The organism is Paenibacillus sp. JNU01, from assembly GCF_059130585.1.
The window spans coordinates 4,196,152-4,213,081 of record NZ_CP169723.1 but is presented as its reverse complement, the minus strand read 5'-3'; the positions used below and the strand labels follow the sequence as shown (position 1 = coordinate 4,213,081).

Below are 16,930 nucleotides of genomic sequence, written 5' to 3'. Positions count from 1 at the left end.
AATCGTCTTCCGATCGCTGTTATCCCCGGATTCCTTTGAACTTATTCTCATAAGTTGGAATCCTGTGATAAAGGCGAACGCTTCGCTTCTTCAGACCATTTCTGCTGCCTCCGTTCAGAGGTAAACGCCAAACTTCCCAATTTCATATATGTTGGCTGTGTAACTTATTTGCGGGTAGCGATGACAGATGTACCTGTCATTTCTTCCGGTTTAGGCAACTGCATCAGGTCAAGGATCGTTGGCGCAATATCTGCCAGGATTCCGCCTTCACGCAAGGTAACGTTAGCATCTGTAACGATGAATGGAACCGGGTTCGTTGTATGAGCTGTGAACGGACGTCCTTGCTCATCGAACACCATATCCGCGTTACCATGATCCGCAGTGATCAGTACAACGCCGCCTTTGGCAAGTACTGCATCCACAACACGGCCCATGCACTCATCTGTTACTTCTACCGCTTTGATGGTAGGCTCCAGCATGCCGGAGTGTCCAACCATGTCAGGGTTAGCGAAGTTCAGAATGATGGCGTCATGTTTGTCTGCTTCGATCTCGCGAACACATGCGTCAGCCACTTCATACGCGCTCATCTCTGGTTGCAGGTCATACGTTGCAACTTTTGGTGAGTTGATCAGTACACGAGTTTCGCCCGGAAGCTCCACATCACGACCGCCGCTGAAGAAGAAGGTAACGTGCGGGTATTTCTCGGTTTCTGCAATACGCAGTTGTTTTTTATTGTTCTGTACCAGAACTTCACCCAGGGTGTTGTCGAGGTTCTTCGGCGAGTAAGCCACATAACCTTCAACCGTCTCACTGAACAAAGTCAAACATACAAAGTGCAAGCCCACTGGGAACTTCGGACCACGATCGAAACCGCGGAAGTCCTGGTTCGTGAATACTTGCGACAACTGGATTGCACGGTCAGGACGGAAGTTAAGGAAGATAACGGAATCGCCGCTTTCTACCAAACCTACCGGCTCACCATCCGCTTTGACGATAACCGTTGGTTCAACGAATTCATCAAATACGGATTTCTCATACGATTCTTCAACCGCTTTGAGTGGGTCAGTGTATTTCGGTCCATCTCCATAAACGATGGCGCGGTATGATTTCTCCACCCGTTCCCAACGTTTGTCACGGTCCATCGCGTAATAGCGACCTTGTACCGTAGCGATTTGTCCCACACCAACTTCTTCAATCTTGGCGATCAGCTTCTGCATGAAGTCTTTACCACTGTCGGGCATAACATCACGGCCATCCATGAAGGCATGAATATATACATCGTTCATTTCTTCTTTTTTGGCCAGATCCAGCATAGCGAACAGGTGGTCGATGTGACTATGTACGCCGCCATCGGACAACAAACCGTAGAGATGAAGCTTTTTACCGTTTTGTTTCGCTTCGCGCACCGCTTTGACAAGTGTTTCATTGTCGTAGAACTCGCCGTCACGAATGGATTTGGAGATACGGGTCAAATCCTGGTATACGATCCGGCCGGCACCGATGTTCAGGTGACCTACCTCGGAATTTCCCATTTGCCCTTCTGGCAAACCTACAGCTTCACCGCAAGCAGTGAGCGTTGTATGTGGGAATTGGCTCATAAAACGGTCGTAGTTCGGTTTCTTGGCTTGCGCTACCGCGTTGCCTTCCACCGTGTTACGCAGACCAAAGCCGTCCATGATGATCAGTGCTACAGGTTTTGGAGCTGTCATCTTACTTCGCCCCCTCAACAAGCGCGATGAACGAAGCCGGCTGCAAGCTGGCACCGCCAACAAGCGCGCCGTCGATGTCGCTTTGTCCGAGGTATTCTGTTACGTTCTCCGGTTTAACACTGCCGCCGTATTGAATACGAACTGCACTCGCAACCGTCTCGTTGTACAGATCCTTCACCAATGTACGGATGTAAGCAATAACTTCATTCGCATCTTGGGAAGTGGAGGATTTGCCTGTACCAATCGCCCAGATTGGCTCATAAGCGATAACAACCTGTGCCGCTTGCTCTGCAGACAGACCTGCCAAAGCAGCTTCTGTTTGCACTTTGCATACGTCTTTTGTTTGGTTCGCTTCACGCTCTTCAAGCGTTTCACCAAGGCAGAAGATTGGAGTCAATCCGTGACGGAATGCTGCATGTAACTTTTTATTAACAGTCTCATCGGTTTCCGCAAAATATTGACGGCGCTCCGAGTGACCAACGATGACATAATCCACACCCAGGTCTTTCAGCATTACACCGCTGATTTCACCTGTGAATGCACCATTGTCTTCAAAATGAAGATTTTGTGCACCAATTTTGATGTTTGTGCCTTTAACGGCTTCTACCAGGGATGGCAGATTCGTAAACGGTGCGCAGATTACAGTTTCCACGCCTTCAACTTCCGCTTTTCCTTTAACTTCCTGAATGAAGTCATTGGATTCGGAAACCGTTTTGAACATTTTCCAGTTACCTGCGATAATCGGTGTTCTCATGGGTTTCAACTCCTTCATGCTATAGACTACTAAAACTTACTTGTCGTTCAGTGCCACTACGCCTGGAAGTACTTTACCTTCCATGAACTCGAGCGATGCACCGCCACCTGTAGAGATGTGGTTCATCTTGTCAGCCAATTTGAATTTCTCAGCTGCTGCTGCGGAGTCACCGCCACCAATTACAGTGTAAGCTTCTGTCTCAGCGCAAGCTTCTGCTACTGCACGAGTACCGTGGGAGAATGGCTCGATTTCAAATACGCCCATTGGTCCGTTCCATACAACCAATTTGGAGTTTTTGATTACGTCAGCATAGATCTCACGTGTTTTAGGACCGATGTCGATTCCTTCCCAATCTGCTGGGATGCCATCGATATCAACGATTTGTGTGTTTGCTTTTGCGCTGAAATCGTCAGACACTACGATATCTACCGGCAGGTAGAAGTTTTTGCCCAATTTTTTCGCTTTTTCGATGAAACCGAGCGCAACATCAAGTTTGGAGTCATCCAGCAAGGACTGTCCAATTTCATGTCCTTGTGCTTTGAGGAACGTGTAAGTCAGACCGCCACCGATGATCACGTTGTCTGCAATGTTCAGCAGGTTGTCGATTACATCGATTTTGTCTTTAACTTTGGATCCGCCAATGATGGCTGTGAAAGGACGCTCAGGGTTGGAAATGGCTTTACCCAACACTTCAAGTTCTTTTTCCATCAACAAACCGGACACCGCTGGAAGCAAGTGAGCAATTCCTTCAGTCGAAGCGTGTGCTCTGTGAGCCGCGCCAAACGCATCGTTAACGAAAACGTCAGCCAGTTCAGCAAATTGTTTTGCCAGTTCCGGATCATTTTTCTCTTCGCCTGCGTGGAAACGAACGTTTTCAAGCAACAATACGTCGCCATTGTTCAGTTCAGCAATTTGAGCTTTAACAGCGTCACCAACAGAATCGTCAGTTTTAACAACTGTTTTACCCAACAATTCGGACAAACGCTCAGCTGCTGGAGTCAAACGCAAAGACTCAACCACTTCGCCTTTAGGACGACCCATGTGGCTTGCCAAAATGACTTTAGCGCCTTTTTCAATCAAGAAGTTGATTGTAGGAAGCGTTGCACGAATACGTTTGTCATCTGTAATTTTACCATCTTCGAGCGGCACATTGAAATCTACACGGACAAAAGCCCGTTTTCCTGTCAATTCGATATCGCGTACACTTTTTTTGTTCATCTGTATTTCCTCCGCACCCATGTATTTGGTGGACCGATCAAGGGCTGAAATCCCTTGTCAATCCTGGTGTTTTTGAGAAATTTGCAAAATATTGATATATAAAGAGCGGAAACAATATAGCATCTGTTTCCGCTCTATGTTATTGCAGATATTACTTAATCATTTTTGCAAAGTGCTCCAAAGTGCGAACCAATTGTGCAGTGTAGGACATTTCATTGTCATACCAAGCTACAGTTTTAACCAATTGTTGGTCGCCAACAGTCAGAACTTTAGTTTGAGTTGCATCAAACAGGGAACCGAAAGTGATACCTTGGATGTCGGAAGATACGATTTCGTCTTCAGTGTATCCGAAAGTTTGTGGGTCGGAAGCTTCTTTCATTACTGCGTTAACTTCTTCAGCAGTAACTTTTTTACCCAGAACAGTTACGAGCTCAGTCAGGGAACCAGTAGCTACTGGTACACGTTGAGCTGCACCATCCAATTTGCCTTGCAGTTCTGGAATTACCAGACCGATTGCTTTAGCAGCACCCGTTGTGTTAGGGATGATGTTTTCAGCTGCTGCGCGAGCACGACGGAAGTCACCTTTAGGGTGTGGAGCATCCAATGTGTTTTGGTCGCCAGTGTAAGCGTGAATTGTAGTCATCAAACCTTGAACGATTCCGAATTTGTCTTGCAGTGTTTTTGCCATAGGTGCCAGGCAATTCGTTGTGCAAGATGCGCCGGAGATTACAGTTTCAGTACCGTCGAGGATTTCATGGTTTACGTTGTAAACGATGGTTTTCATGTCGCCAGTAGCTGGTGCGGAGATAACAACTTTCTTAGCTCCACCTTTCAAGTGTTTCTCAGCTGCTTCTTTCGTTGTGAAGAAACCAGTACATTCCAGAACGATATCTACGCCCAGGTCGCCCCAAGGAAGTTCTTCCGGGTTACGGTTAGCCAATACTTTAACTTCTTTGCCGTTCACTTTGAAGAAGCCATCGTGTACTTCAACATCGCCATCGAAGCGACCTTGAGTTGTATCATATTTGAGCAAATGAGCCAGCATTTTAGCGTCAGTCAAGTCGTTGATTGCTACTACTTCAATGCCCTCTACATTTTGAATACGGCGGAATGCCAAGCGTCCAATACGTCCAAAACCGTTAATACCTACTTTAATCATGAGTAAGTTCCTCCCAAGTTTTGATTAATTTTTTATGAAACTTATATATTCAAGACAGACGGTGAAGTCCGTCAAGACAACAATAGTTGTGTTGCAGAGTAAAACCTTATTCCATTTCAGCAACGATGACTTCGGCAGCTGCCTCATCAATAATCAGAATATCTTCCTGACCAAATCGCAACACGGAATGTATAGCAGCAGCTTTGCTTTTGCCACCTGCGATTCCAATCACAACATCGGTTCGTTCAATATCCTGTAGTCGCATCCCAAGTGTAAGCATGGTATGTACCACCTTACCCTGATCGTTAAAGTAATAACCGAAAGATTCAGATACCGCTCCCTGCTCCTGAAGTTCATCTATGATCTCCGTCGCAAGTTTACGTCTTGTCGCCATCTCCACGGCATCACCAATTCCATGAATAACAATCCGCGATTTTCGAATCAGCTGCAGAATCTCCTGAACACTGGGGTCCTGGATTAATGATTCATAGGCATGATCACTAAGCAAATCCGGTACATGCAGGAGTTTATATTGCGCTCCTACCCGTTTTGCCATCGTGGATGCAATCGTATTTGCCTGAATTTCAAGGCTTTCTCCAAGTCCGCCGCGTGCCGGTACGAACCAGACACCTTTGAGCGATGTTGGCGGAGTCAGTTGCTCTGCGACTTCGGCCGTTGTTGATCCGCCAGTAACGGCGACAACGTCGTTGTCACTCATGATATTGCCGAGAGCCTTCGCTCCGGCTCTGCCCAGTTCCCTTTTGGCAAATGGAGATACGTCCGAATCACCAGGAACCACAACTACCTTTTGCAGACCGTAGGCTTGCTTGATGCGCTCTTCCAGCTCGGATAATCCGAACAACTCTTTGGCTACGGGCTCTAACTGCTGCAGCAAATCATACCCTGCCTCGCTGATCTTCATTCCTGCACTGTCAATTTCAATAAGTCCCTGAGCCTTTAACAGATCGGTCTCAGCCCTCAGAACCCGCTCGGTCATCTGCATGGAATTAGCTAACGTTCTCCGTCCGATCACATCCGATAACATGATCTGCTGCAGAATCGTATACCTCTTTTTCAAGACATCCATGAGATCAGGCAGAAGCTGCTTTTGTACTTCTAAAATCGTTCGCATGCTTTCCACTCCCGCAAGTTCTCGTTCCAAGCTCTCTTTCGTGGCCCTAAAACGTCCCGGGTTAACTTTTTAAGTCCCACGTCTATTCTACCTAAAACTGACGTGACATGCAAGTGTTTCAACGTGTTATTTCGACACACATTCAGCGATTGTACGCGCCTATTTTCACAATCCTAGACTTCCATGATCAAGGACTAGCTCACGCATACCATATATAGAAGAAACAAATGAATTCCATCTACATATCGCTCAGAATACATTTCATCGGGCATGTCCAAAACCTCTAATAGCATTTACTTAAATGCACTCTTTATCCACTCTTCTTCATCATGATCATTTTTAGGTTAATCCAAACCAATACACATCACGAATTGCTTGCAATTAAATATTTCATGAGCTATAATCATTATTGCTGTCACATAATGTGCGCCCGTGGTCCAATGGATATGACGTAGGCCTCCGAAGCCTGAGATCCAAGTTCGATTCTTGGCGGGCGCGCCACTTTTATTTAACAGCTCATAACCCTTTTAACCAATGAAACCGGAAAGGTTTCTTTTTTTTGCAAGTTAGTTTGACTTTCTTTGACTTTTTGTTTGGAATTGTTTATTATGTGGGTAATACGGTAACAGTTTAAATATAAGCACCAATAACATTTACATTCCGAGGAGGTTTTTCACGTGAGTTTTATTCCAATGGTCGTTGAACAGAGCAACCGGGGTGAGCGCGCCTATGACATCTACTCCAGATTGCTGAAGGATCGTATTATTTTCCTTGGTAGCGATGTTAATGATGTAGTGGCTAATGCCATTATGGCACAGATGTTGTTCCTGGCTGCGGAAGATCCGGAGAAAGACATTCACTTATACATCAACAGCCCAGGCGGATCGATTACAGCCGGTATGGCCATTTACGATACAATGCAATTCATCAAACCGGATGTATCTACCATCTGTGTAGGTATGGCGGCTTCCATGGGTGCATTCTTGCTGAATGCTGGTGCAAAAGGGAAACGTTTTGCGTTGCCTAACAGTGAAATCATGATTCACCAACCGCTTGGTGGTGCTCAAGGTCAAGCTTCGGACATCGAAATCCGTGCTCGCCGCATCCTGAAAATGCGTGATACCTTGAACCGCATCATCTCTGAGCGTTCAGGTCAACCACTGGAGCGGATCGAGAAAGATACAGATCGTGACTACTTCATGAGTGCTGCTGAAGCTGCCGATTACGGTATCATTGATAAAGTTATTGAAAACGTGGGTTCTCAAGGCATCTAATATGCTGCCTGGAGACTAGCGGTAACTTCACAGGGCGGGCTTCACCGATATATAGGTGAGCCCGCCCTGTGCTATTTCCAACTAAACAGGCAAATATCACACCCGTTAGTGGAGTGCGTTGCCTGGATAAACAAGAATCCCCCGTCAAAGCAGGATGACGGGGGATTCTTGTTATTATTTTTCATGAGAAGAATGTGATATAAGTGCTTTTGCTTAAAAGTTACCCTACGCGAACTTACTTGTCTGATGTTACGTTGCTAAACGGCTCTGTGCCCTTAGGCAGAACTTCCTTGTAAGTGAACTTCATTTCAGGGAAACCTTCCGCGTACGCTGTATATTCATACAACTGGAAGAACACAACTACGCCCGTTGGTGTCACATAGAAATCCTGGTCTTTATTTAACCCTTTGTAGCCTTCCAGGTATCCACCGCGGGCTTTCAGTTGCTCGCCCACTTTTTTACCCAACGTCTCGCGCATGGTTTTGTTATTTTGCAGCACATCATCTAACGTAAGCTCCTTGCCTGTGTCCAGTGCAAAGGTGTGTCCCGTACGGGTTGTCATGCCGTGTGCTCCTGCATAGTCCTCATAACGTTGAGTGATCAAACCTAGCACGCCGTTCTCATTGTAGGTCACGACATACGAAGTTTCAAATGCATATGGACGTTTTGCGGTTGCCCCGCCGAATTCAGTGGTTTGTTTTTTGAAAGCAGCAACAGCCGTATCCACTTCATCTTTGAGCACTTTGTTGATGGCCGCTTCAGCTTCTTTGCTGGCAAGTCCACTCACCTGCGGATATTGTACATCCACCTCCGCATTCTTCACAGTCACGTTTACTTTTGTCGATTTTACCTGCACATTATTTTGCTTCACTTTGCTGAGTGTCAACGTTTTGGTTTTGCCATCCCAATTTCCCTGTACACCCAGATAATCTCGCATTGCCGAGAATGGAATATATAATCGACCCTGAATCAATTTTGCTTCCACCTGAGGGTAATACCCGTTAATATAGACGTTTGGTTGTCCATCCATCAGGCTAACGGTCATCGCATTGTTGGCTGCTGTTACCGTATATGACTTCGTTTTAGCATCATATTTCAACGTTCCACCCGCTACATCTTTGACTGCTGTCAGCGAGACCCAAGTCGATCCACCTTGAAGAAGTCCTTTTTGAGTCAGTGTTTTCCCACCCGATTTCAGCGTTACCTCAGCTGGGGTTGTCACTTTCGAGGATACAGAAGCCGCCTGTACCGAACTCTCCTGCCATACCGAACCACTACCTACAATAATTCCTGCTGCAAGCAACGCACTTGTCCATTTTTTCCATGATGTCATATATAAAACTCCTCTCTGAATTCACAATTAGGTATCATTGCGTATGTAATCCTGACCTGATCGCATATCTCATACGCTCACCTCTCTATTATAATTAACCCAATTTCGGAAAGGTTTACAGCTCGAGTTACAATGTTGATGAATATCAGGCGGAAAATATAAGGGGATATGACCTTTTTGTCACGAACAACTATACAAAAAAGATACCAACAAACAACATTTCACGTTGCTTGAGAAAGGTACACTTCTATCAAACTTCATCAAAGTTTGCTTTTCCAACAAAAAAAGACTCTGTCCTCAGGACAAAGTCTTTGTCATCATTTCGTTGTACCCATCAAGTGAAACTTGTAAAGGTTACTTGAGCTTATAGCCCGGTTCAATCTTGTTTATTTCATTTCATACGTGATATTCAGGATTGTGCTTACTTTAACCTGGCCTGTTTCAATCTCAGTGCCACCTGCTGTATCTGCTGCTTTGGACATCAATGACTCACTTGCATAGAACACAGGTACATTCGCATCGCCTTGGCTTACGGAAAGAACAGCACCCAGTTGACGTTTAACCGCTTTTGCAATGGCGCCAGCTTTCACATCTGCATTGGCAACAGCTTTCTCAATCACTTGGGACTCATAAGTTTCCGGATTTTCTACAGTAAAGCGCACGTTCTCAATATTGTTCGCACCCGCACCTGAAGCAGCATCAAGCAGTTCGCCGATCTTGTCCATCTGACGATACGTGACTGTCAGTGTATGATGCGCTGTGTATCCTTTAATTTGTTGTCCGTCTTTTTCGCTATACGTATAGTTGGGTTGTACAGAGAACTGACTGGTTTGAATGTCGTCTGCACTGATCTTCCACGTATTCTTCAGCAAGTTGGATACTTTTTGAACTTTGGCAGCATTCGCTTTTTGAGCAGATGCAGCTGTCTCTGCAGTACTGTTCACACCAATGGACAGATAAGCAATATCAGGCTTCACCTGAATCTCACCTTTACCCACGACATTAATCACATTCTGTTGTACGCCTTGAACCTCTGCAGCATAAGCATAGCTCCCTGGCGCAACCCAAGCGGTTCCTCCTACAAGCAACGTACTTGCCACCAGCACTGCACCAAACGGTTTCATCCATTGTTTACCCATCACGATAGCCTCCTTATGTGTTAACATCTCAAACTTTAATCGATTTGATACCTTAACAGACGGGACAAATTCCATAATGTTGCACTTGACGATAGCAAATACCTCAATAACGCAAAAAAGCCCCTTTCGGGACTTCTTCATTGGATTGATCATATCTTATTGGTTTTCGAGCTCTTCCTTGCTTACCAGACTAACTAAAGCGTTTACAGCCTGTTCGGCATCCGCGCCTTCTGCACTAATCTGGATTTCCGTACCTGTGCTAATCGCAAGGCTCATGATCCCCATAATACTTTTTGCATTAACTTTTTTGTCGTCCTTCTCGACGAACACTTCAGACGAGTACTTATTCGCTTCTTGAACGAACAGTGCCGCAGGTCTGGCATGGAGACCCGTTTTCAAACGGACAACTACCGGGTGCTTTGTCATGGAAACTTACCCCCTATTATGAAATCTGGACATTAAATACACAATTATATTTATACAACATTATACCATTAACCCGTGCAGGACACTAGAAGAAAAAACTAAGGGTCTTTTGTAGGACATTATCTTGCCCTATTTCATCTTTTGCAGAGCGCATCCAATGACCTAAGTGAGTTCTCCCAGATCCTTAACGGCTGACCTTCCCGACCGTTTCAGTTCAGTAGAAACAGCCGACCTTGTTACCTACCCTGCGACGTCTTAACCATAACGTTCTGTGCGCACTTTCTCAGCCAGCTCATCAATTTTACGAAGCCGATGGTTTACTCCAGACTTGCTAACTGTACCTTTAAGGAGTTCGCCCACTTCCTTCAAATTGATATCTGGATGAGCCAGTCGAACCTCAGCCACCTCGCGAAGTTTCTCAGGCAGTGACTCCAGACCAACTTCTTTTTGCAACAAACGGATATTATCGATTTGTCTTACAGCCGCTCCAATGGTTTTATTCAGGTTGGCAGTTTCACAATTGACAATCCGGTTAACGGAGTTACGCATGTCTCGCATAATCCGTACATCTTCAAACTTGAACAAGGCCTGATGAGCACCAATGATGCTGAGCAGCTCAATGATTTTCTCGCCTTCCTTAATGTATAGGATGAATCCTTTTTTCCGTTCTATACACCGGGCATTCAGATGAAATTCATTGGCGAGATCAACGAGTGCCTGACAGTGCTCCTCATACATGGACGCAATCTCCAGATGGTACGAGGAGCCTTCCGGATTATTAACCGATCCACCGGCCAGAAATGCACCGCGAAGATAGGCCCGTTTACAACAGTTCTGCTGAAACAACTCCGTATTAATCCCTGGTGTAAACAGAAAACCTTCCGATACAATATGAAGACTCTTGAGAATCTCCTGTACCATAGTTGGAATACGAACAATATATACATTGTTCTTTTTCAGCCGCATTTTTTTGCGGACCAGTAATTCCGTATGCACTTGAAAATGCTTTTTAAGCAGAGAGTATGCCCGTCTTGCAATGGCGGCATTCTCCGTCGAAATATCCAAGATCACTTTTTTATTCGATAACTGCACTGCACCAAGCATACGGATGAGGGCTGAAAGTTCCGCCTTTTCGCAGCACGGTTCGCTCTCGATCATGGTTAACTCTTTTTTGGTCTGTGCTGCAAACGACATGGGACTTCACCTCTTCCGTAACATCCAATTTTGTACCAGCTGGTAGATGTGATGACTTAACTTGTCGGCATCATGACGCAGATAAGTCTTGAACAGAACAAGGGTATCTGCAACCACCTGATAGCCGGCACTTTCGAGTACATTCATATCCAGTACAACCGGTTTTGCTCCTTTTTCCGCATACTTATTCTGCACTTGCAGCGGAATATCACCATTATTTACGATAACGTAGTCGAAGAGCTGATGACCTATATGCTCGTGTACCGCCTTAAGGTGGTCGCTTACCGTATAGTTATCCGTTTCTCCCGGCTGTGTCATAACATTACAGATAAACATCTTCACCGCATCAGCCTCTACCACAGCTTCTGCAAGCTTAGGTACAAGCAGATTGGGAAGGATGCTTGTATATAGGCTGCCTGGCCCGATCAGAATGGCGTCAGCTTGACGAATAGCCTCTACTGCCTCTGGCAACGGCTCCACGTGATCCGGTTCAAGGAAAACACGTTTGATGCGTCCGCCTGCCTCAGGGATTTTGGACTCACCTGTAATAATTGTGCCATCTTCCATCTCGGCATGCAACACAACGGCCTGCCCGGCTGCTGGCAATACCTCACCTCGAACGGCAAACACGCGGCTAAGCTCCCGCACTGCGGTCACAAAGTCGCCCGAAATATCCGTCATTGCAGCCAAAATCAAATTTCCCAAGCTGTGGCCTGCAAGCCCCGCGCCTGTATTGAAACGGTACTTCAACATATCTGAAAGCAATGGTTCTACATCAGCCAGTGCCGTAAGCACGTTGCGAATGTCGCCCGGAGGCGGCATCTGTAGCTCATTGCGCAGGATGCCTGAACTTCCACCGTCATCTGCTACTGTGACGATGGCCGTGATATCCAGCGGCTTTTCTTTCAAACCGCGTAACATCACGGATAATCCGGTTCCGCCGCCCATTACAACTATTCTCGGACGTTCTCTTCGTGGTCCGGCCTCTTTCATCCCTTCACCCTCTTCAATGACGGTCCCGGTCGGCGTCGCGATGGCTTACGGTGACAGCTTCTGTCTCGCTGCTTCCCAACATCTTGCCCAAATATTCCGATATCGCTACCGAACGATGCTTGCCTCCGGTACAGCCGATTCCAATAATAACCTGGCTTTTGCCTTCCTTCCGGTATTGCGGAATCAGGAAATGCAGCATATCCAGCAGCTTGGTCAGAAACGCCTGTGTCTCTGGCCACTTCATAACATATTCGTACACATCACTATTCTGTCCCGTATTCGGTCGTAAATGATCAATATAATGCGGATTCGGTAAAAAACGTACATCAAATACCAGATCAGCATCAATTGGAATGCCATATTTGAATCCGAACGACGTAATATTTACTGACAGCATTTGGCTTTCCAGATGAGAAAAGCGGGATATGATGCGTTCTTTCAGTTGGGCAGGCTTCATTGTACTTGTATTCAGTACCTGAGTAGCGGAGTTTTTGAGTTCCTCCAACATCTTGCGTTCCAGTCGGATGCCGTCCAGCGGCATGCCCTCAGGAGCCAGAGGATGTCTGCGCCTGCTTTCTTTATAACGCTGAACAAGCACAGAATCTGTAGCATCCAGGAATAAAATTTCGCAATGAATGGTAAAATGATCTTTAATATAGTTCAAAGACTCGGACAGAGCCGTAAAGAATTCACGCCCGCGCAGATCGATAACCAATGCAACCTTACCAATCTTGCCGTTTGACTGTTCAATTAGTTCCGCAAATTTTGGAATCAATACCGGTGGCAGATTATCCACACAGAAGAAACCCAGATCCTCCAGGCTTTGTACTGCAATGGTTTTACCTGCCCCGGACATGCCCGTAATGATAATGAGCGTGGCGCCTGTGCCTGGTGAGCCTTCACCTTCAAGCATAAATGTCCCCTCCTTATCATATTGCTGTCTTCATATATTGTTACGAGGTTACTAGGAACGCAAGAGAAGACCTGCCGCACCCACAATACCTGCATTATTCCCAAGTGTAGCTTCCAGAATCTGAACCCCATCTTGCAACGGTTCCGGTGTCAGCTTAGCAAATACGGTACGTATTTCATCGAACAAGAAATTGCCCGCTTTGGACACACCGCCACCAATGATGAACATCTCCGGGTTAATGACAGCCGCTACAGTCGCCATGGACTTGCCCAAGTAGAATGCTGCACGGTTTACAATACGCTGTGCTACTTCATCGCCTGCCTTAGCAGCATCGAATACTTCCTTGGCTGCAATCTTGTCGACGAGTGCCAGTGACGTATGATCACCACGTTCTACGGCATCCTTCGCCATACGGATAATACCCGTTGCAGACGATACCGTTTCTACACATCCCATTTTACCACAGCCGCACTTGATGGCCTCCAGATCAGGTACTACACTGATATGACCCAGCTCTCCCGCCATACCCGAGAAGCCTTGATAGATGTTACCATTCAAGATCAAGCCTCCGCCGACGCCTGTACCGAGTGTATAACATACACAATTGTCTACGCCTTTACCGGCTCCTGCCCATACTTCACCCAGTGCTGCCACGTTTGCATCGTTATCTATTTTGATTGGCTTGCCCAGACGTTCTTCCAGAATCGAACGAATGGCCACATTCCGAAATCCGATGTTAGGGGCATGAACGATAATTCCCTCGCGTACATTCGTGAAACCGGCCACTCCAGCACCCACACCCTCAAGCTGTTCCCAACTGTATGGTGATTCGGCTACGATATGTCGGACATACTTCTCGATGTTGGCGATGACCGTGTCTACGCCCTTATCCACTTCAGTCGGTCCTTCATACGTATGCATTAGCTGACCTTGTTCATCGCATATACCGACCTTGATTGCTGTTCCGCCGAGATCGACCCCAACGTAGATTTTCTCAGACATGCTGCAAGCCACCTTTATCTATCTAAAATAGTTTAAGTCCTACGTACCAACTATAATTGAAGGATACGCCTGGGTCAAGACGATAAGACCTCGGATACATCTTGCTTTGACAGGGTTGTGAACCACATCACATAGCATTTATGAATACGTATACAATCTCATCACCTTCATTTATGAACGCACGCTTTGTTCCTTCCTCGATAGCAGAGGAAGCCTCAACTCATGATATTGCATCTCCCCTCGTTCCATTCATAAAAGATGATCATCGTCCCCTCAACGCGGTGTCCCATTTCACTCCACTAACCACCAGTCATTCTCACGCAGAGGACCATTGAATGACGTCACAGCCAACACAAAAGCGCCTTCCACAGATACAGATGGAAGGCGCCTTACTTTTATAAAATCAATGTTTTTCAATTGGATTGCACTCAGCCGTTCTTCAGCTATACGTCACAACTTCGACTCCACACGTACCGGCTCTTCTGTCTTCTCCATCTTGTTCACATCCAGAATATCGAGCAGGAAGACAAAGATCGGAATACCAATGATCAGTCCCCAGATTCCCAGGAAGTGTTGCGACAGAATCAGTACGATAAAGGTGTAGAACATTGGCAATTTGGTCTTGTGCGCCATCAATTTTGGATTCAGGAAGTACGTCTCCAAAGCATGAATTACAATAATCATGATGATCACAATAATGCTTAATTTAAGTCCACCCATCTGATACCCAATCAGACAGAGCGGTACCAGCGAGATGATAACCCCCGCAACGGGCACCAGACTGAGCAGGAACACCAGAATGGTCAGCGCGAACAGATATGGGAAACCCAGAATCCATAAGCCCAGAATGGTCAGCACTGTATTGAACACCGCAATCAGAAGCTGTGCCTCAATGACTTTACCAAAAGAAGAGACGAACTTGTCTCCCAGATAAGCTACTTCATTATAGAACCATCCAATTTTACTTGTTTTGAACTTAGACGTGAACTTGGATATCTCCTGCTTCTGCAACAAGAAGAACAGACTCAGAATGATAACGAGCAGAATAAACTCCAACCATTTGCTCAAAGCGAAAATATATTTCAATGCATCATTGGTGTAATTTTTGATATCGAAGGACTGAAGGTAACCCGCAATCTTGGAAGCAAAATTATCTCCATCTGCACTATCCAAAAATTTCATAATCTCGTTCGTTAACTGAACGACCTGATCCACGATCCGTGGTGAATATCTGGAGATACCGAGCACAATTACTGCGATAACAATCATATAGAGCAGAATGACCACAACTTTATAATTGATCGGAAACAACCGATTCAAACCACCTGTAATGAAATGCTGTAATCTGTTCATGACATACGTCACCAGGAACAACAGCAGAATCATGTGCAGCATACTCCCCATACTGAACAAAACCAAACAGAACAAGAGCAGGATCAAAAATCGTCTCACTGTCGCATTCTGTAGCCAATCTTTTATCATTTCCCCCAAAATCTTCACCTCACAGCTAATATGCCCCATATGTATACGAACTCATGCCCACTGTAGTTTCAAAAAAAGAGAAGCCTTCCGGCTTCTCTCATTACATGAGACTTCCCGTTGTCTCTTATTCCTAGCATATGCCCAACCTCACGCATGTCATGCTTATTTATCCAACGTTTCGCTCCAATCATGGATAATGCTTCCTTCAAGGAACTTCTCACAATCCATCGCGGCCATACATCCGGATCCTGCAGCCGTAATGGCTTGACGATATTTCGTATCCTGAACATCACCACAGGCGAATACACCCGGTATATTGGTCTCCGTCGTTCCTGGTTTAACCACAACATAGCCATGTTCGTCCAGTGTGATCGCATTACCCAGAAATCCGGTATTTGGCGTGTGACCAATGGCAACGAATACGCCATCTGCTTCGAGCAACTCTTCCTGCCCCGTCTCGTTGTTGCGCACCTTCAGTCCTTTGACACCCATAGCTTCCGGTACGACTTCGAGTGGAGTACGGTTCAGCGCCCACTTCACCTTCTCATTGCTACGAGCCCGATCCTGCATAATCTTGGATGCACGCAACTCATCCCGACGGTGAACCAATGTGACGTCTGTTGCAAAACGAGTCAGAAAGCTCGCTTCCTCCATGGCGGAGTCACCACCGCCCACAACCACGATTTTTTTGCCCCGGAAGAAGAAACCGTCACATGTCGCGCATGTACTTACACCACGTCCCACATTTTCCTGCTCACCCGGAATACCGAGATAACGAGCGGATGCACCTGTGGAGATAATGATCGATTCAGCTTCCAGTTCACCGATTCCTCCAACTTTGACCTTGAAAGGCGGTTTGCTGAAATCCACTTCTTCCACCCAACCATTTTTGAATTCGGCTCCAAAACGCTCAGCTTGCTTACGCATGTTGTCCATCAGTTCCGGACCCATGATACCTTGCGGGAAACCGGGGAAATTCTCAACTTCCGTTGTCGTCGTCAATTGACCACCCGGCTGAAGACCTTCGATAACCAGTGGTTTCAGATTAGCACGAGCCAGATATATCGCTGCTGTCAGACCCGCAGGTCCCGTTCCGATCACAATCGTTCTGTATTTAGACATATAGATACAGCCTCCTTAATTAAGGTGAGAATGTGTTGTACTAGCGATGAACTTGCCAAGATGATATCCTACAGGCATTT

General features: G+C 46.1%; 15 protein-coding genes and 1 tRNA gene. 2 read left to right on the top strand and 14 right to left on the bottom strand.

The annotated features are described in order from the left end of the window. Positions 1-164: 164 nt before the first annotated feature. The 5 genes from gpmI to NLBNIHML_RS18320 all read right to left on the bottom strand — a co-directional run bounded on the left by gpmI (position 165) and on the right by NLBNIHML_RS18320 (position 5,972). Positions 165-1,709 (bottom strand): 2,3-bisphosphoglycerate-independent phosphoglycerate mutase, encoded by a 1,545-nt coding sequence (gene gpmI / locus NLBNIHML_RS18340; protein WP_339239021.1) that lies wholly within the window; start codon positions 1,707-1,709, stop codon positions 165-167. Between the two features lies 1 nt (position 1,710). Next, positions 1,711-2,463: a triose-phosphate isomerase gene (tpiA, locus tag NLBNIHML_RS18335; RefSeq protein WP_253429049.1), complete on the bottom strand. Its 753-nt coding sequence runs from the start codon at positions 2,461-2,463 to the stop codon at positions 1,711-1,713. Positions 2,464-2,499: 36 nt separating this feature from the next. After that, the gene (locus NLBNIHML_RS18330) at positions 2,500-3,681 is read right to left on the bottom strand and encodes a phosphoglycerate kinase (RefSeq protein WP_494352457.1); all 1,182 of its coding nucleotides are present in this window, start codon (positions 3,679-3,681) and stop codon (positions 2,500-2,502) included. A 151-nt stretch (positions 3,682-3,832) separates the two neighbouring features. Then, complete coding sequence (gene gap / locus NLBNIHML_RS18325; protein ID WP_056695277.1) at positions 3,833-4,840, bottom strand: type I glyceraldehyde-3-phosphate dehydrogenase; 1,008 nt, start codon at positions 4,838-4,840, stop codon at positions 3,833-3,835. A gap of 106 nt (positions 4,841-4,946) precedes the next feature. Further along, positions 4,947-5,972: a sugar-binding transcriptional regulator gene (locus NLBNIHML_RS18320; protein ID WP_124118313.1), complete on the bottom strand. Its 1,026-nt coding sequence runs from the start codon at positions 5,970-5,972 to the stop codon at positions 4,947-4,949. Positions 5,973-6,398: 426 nt separating this feature from the next. Between NLBNIHML_RS18320 and NLBNIHML_RS18315 the strand changes: the two genes are divergently transcribed. Together NLBNIHML_RS18315 and clpP are read left to right on the top strand one after the other, a co-directional pair. After that, a tRNA-Arg gene (locus tag NLBNIHML_RS18315) sits at positions 6,399-6,473 on the top strand. Between the two features lie 176 nt (positions 6,474-6,649). Further along, a complete protein-coding gene (clpP, locus tag NLBNIHML_RS18310) occupies positions 6,650-7,246 on the top strand; it encodes an ATP-dependent Clp endopeptidase proteolytic subunit ClpP (protein WP_017691245.1) in 597 nt (198 codons plus the stop codon). Positions 7,247-7,481: 235 nt separating this feature from the next. Here clpP and NLBNIHML_RS18305 read toward each other — a convergent pair whose 3' ends face one another. The 9 genes from NLBNIHML_RS18305 to trxB form a co-directional block, all read right to left on the bottom strand. After that, positions 7,482-8,579: a stalk domain-containing protein gene (locus NLBNIHML_RS18305; protein ID WP_494352456.1), complete on the bottom strand. Its 1,098-nt coding sequence runs from the start codon at positions 8,577-8,579 to the stop codon at positions 7,482-7,484. A 386-nt stretch (positions 8,580-8,965) separates the two neighbouring features. Next, positions 8,966-9,718, bottom strand: coding sequence for an SIMPL domain-containing protein (locus NLBNIHML_RS18300; RefSeq protein WP_339258241.1), 753 nt, complete (start codon positions 9,716-9,718; stop codon positions 8,966-8,968). 156 nt (positions 9,719-9,874) lie between these two features. Then, the gene (locus NLBNIHML_RS18295; protein WP_017691248.1) at positions 9,875-10,144 is read right to left on the bottom strand and encodes an HPr family phosphocarrier protein; all 270 of its coding nucleotides are present in this window, start codon (positions 10,142-10,144) and stop codon (positions 9,875-9,877) included. A gap of 255 nt (positions 10,145-10,399) precedes the next feature. Beyond that, complete coding sequence (whiA, locus tag NLBNIHML_RS18290; protein ID WP_253429043.1) at positions 10,400-11,338, bottom strand: DNA-binding protein WhiA; 939 nt, start codon at positions 11,336-11,338, stop codon at positions 10,400-10,402. 6 nt (positions 11,339-11,344) lie between these two features. Next, positions 11,345-12,331: a gluconeogenesis factor YvcK family protein gene (locus NLBNIHML_RS18285; RefSeq protein ID WP_017691250.1), complete on the bottom strand. Its 987-nt coding sequence runs from the start codon at positions 12,329-12,331 to the stop codon at positions 11,345-11,347. Positions 12,332-12,344: 13 nt separating this feature from the next. After that, complete coding sequence (gene rapZ, locus NLBNIHML_RS18280) at positions 12,345-13,244, bottom strand: RNase adapter RapZ (RefSeq protein ID WP_017691251.1); 900 nt, start codon at positions 13,242-13,244, stop codon at positions 12,345-12,347. Positions 13,245-13,295: 51 nt separating this feature from the next. After that, positions 13,296-14,246 carry an ROK family glucokinase gene (locus NLBNIHML_RS18275; protein ID WP_017691252.1) on the bottom strand — a complete coding sequence of 317 codons (951 nt, stop codon included), beginning with the start codon at positions 14,244-14,246 and terminating at the stop codon, positions 13,296-13,298. Positions 14,247-14,696: 450 nt separating this feature from the next. After that, on the bottom strand, positions 14,697-15,632 hold the full coding sequence (locus NLBNIHML_RS18270; protein WP_240662315.1) for an AI-2E family transporter: 936 nt from the start codon (positions 15,630-15,632) through the stop codon (positions 14,697-14,699). 258 nt (positions 15,633-15,890) lie between these two features. Next, positions 15,891-16,850: a thioredoxin-disulfide reductase gene (gene trxB / locus NLBNIHML_RS18265; RefSeq protein WP_339239014.1), complete on the bottom strand. Its 960-nt coding sequence runs from the start codon at positions 16,848-16,850 to the stop codon at positions 15,891-15,893. Positions 16,851-16,930: the final 80 nt, after the last annotated feature.

Excerpts from the sequence above, each read along its gene's own strand:
- NLBNIHML_RS18320 (WP_124118313.1), bottom strand. The coding sequence starts at position 5,972 with ATGCGAACGATTTTAGAAGTACAAAAGCAGCTTCTGCCTGATCTCATG.
- NLBNIHML_RS18305 (WP_494352456.1), bottom strand. The coding sequence starts at position 8,579 with ATGACATCATGGAAAAAATGGACAAGTGCGTTGCTTGCAGCAGGAATT.
- whiA (WP_253429043.1), bottom strand. The coding sequence starts at position 11,338 with ATGTCGTTTGCAGCACAGACCAAAAAAGAGTTAACCATGATCGAGAGC.
- NLBNIHML_RS18285 (WP_017691250.1), bottom strand. The coding sequence starts at position 12,331 with ATGAAAGAGGCCGGACCACGAAGAGAACGTCCGAGAATAGTTGTAATG.
- NLBNIHML_RS18275 (WP_017691252.1), bottom strand. The coding sequence starts at position 14,246 with ATGTCTGAGAAAATCTACGTTGGGGTCGATCTCGGCGGAACAGCAATC.
- gap (WP_056695277.1), bottom strand. The coding sequence starts at position 4,840 with ATGATTAAAGTAGGTATTAACGGTTTTGGACGTATTGGACGCTTGGCA.
- NLBNIHML_RS18295 (WP_017691248.1), bottom strand. The coding sequence starts at position 10,144 with ATGACAAAGCACCCGGTAGTTGTCCGTTTGAAAACGGGTCTCCATGCC.
- trxB (WP_339239014.1), bottom strand. The coding sequence starts at position 16,850 with ATGTCTAAATACAGAACGATTGTGATCGGAACGGGACCTGCGGGTCTG.
- tpiA (WP_253429049.1), bottom strand. The coding sequence starts at position 2,463 with ATGAGAACACCGATTATCGCAGGTAACTGGAAAATGTTCAAAACGGTT.
- NLBNIHML_RS18270 (WP_240662315.1), bottom strand. The coding sequence starts at position 15,632 with ATGATTCTGCTGTTGTTCCTGGTGACGTATGTCATGAACAGATTACAG.
- NLBNIHML_RS18330 (WP_494352457.1), bottom strand. The coding sequence starts at position 3,681 with ATGAACAAAAAAAGTGTACGCGATATCGAATTGACAGGAAAACGGGCT.
- rapZ (WP_017691251.1), bottom strand. The coding sequence starts at position 13,244 with ATGCTTGAAGGTGAAGGCTCACCAGGCACAGGCGCCACGCTCATTATC.
- gpmI (WP_339239021.1), bottom strand. The coding sequence starts at position 1,709 with ATGACAGCTCCAAAACCTGTAGCACTGATCATCATGGACGGCTTTGGT.
- NLBNIHML_RS18300 (WP_339258241.1), bottom strand. The coding sequence starts at position 9,718 with ATGGGTAAACAATGGATGAAACCGTTTGGTGCAGTGCTGGTGGCAAGT.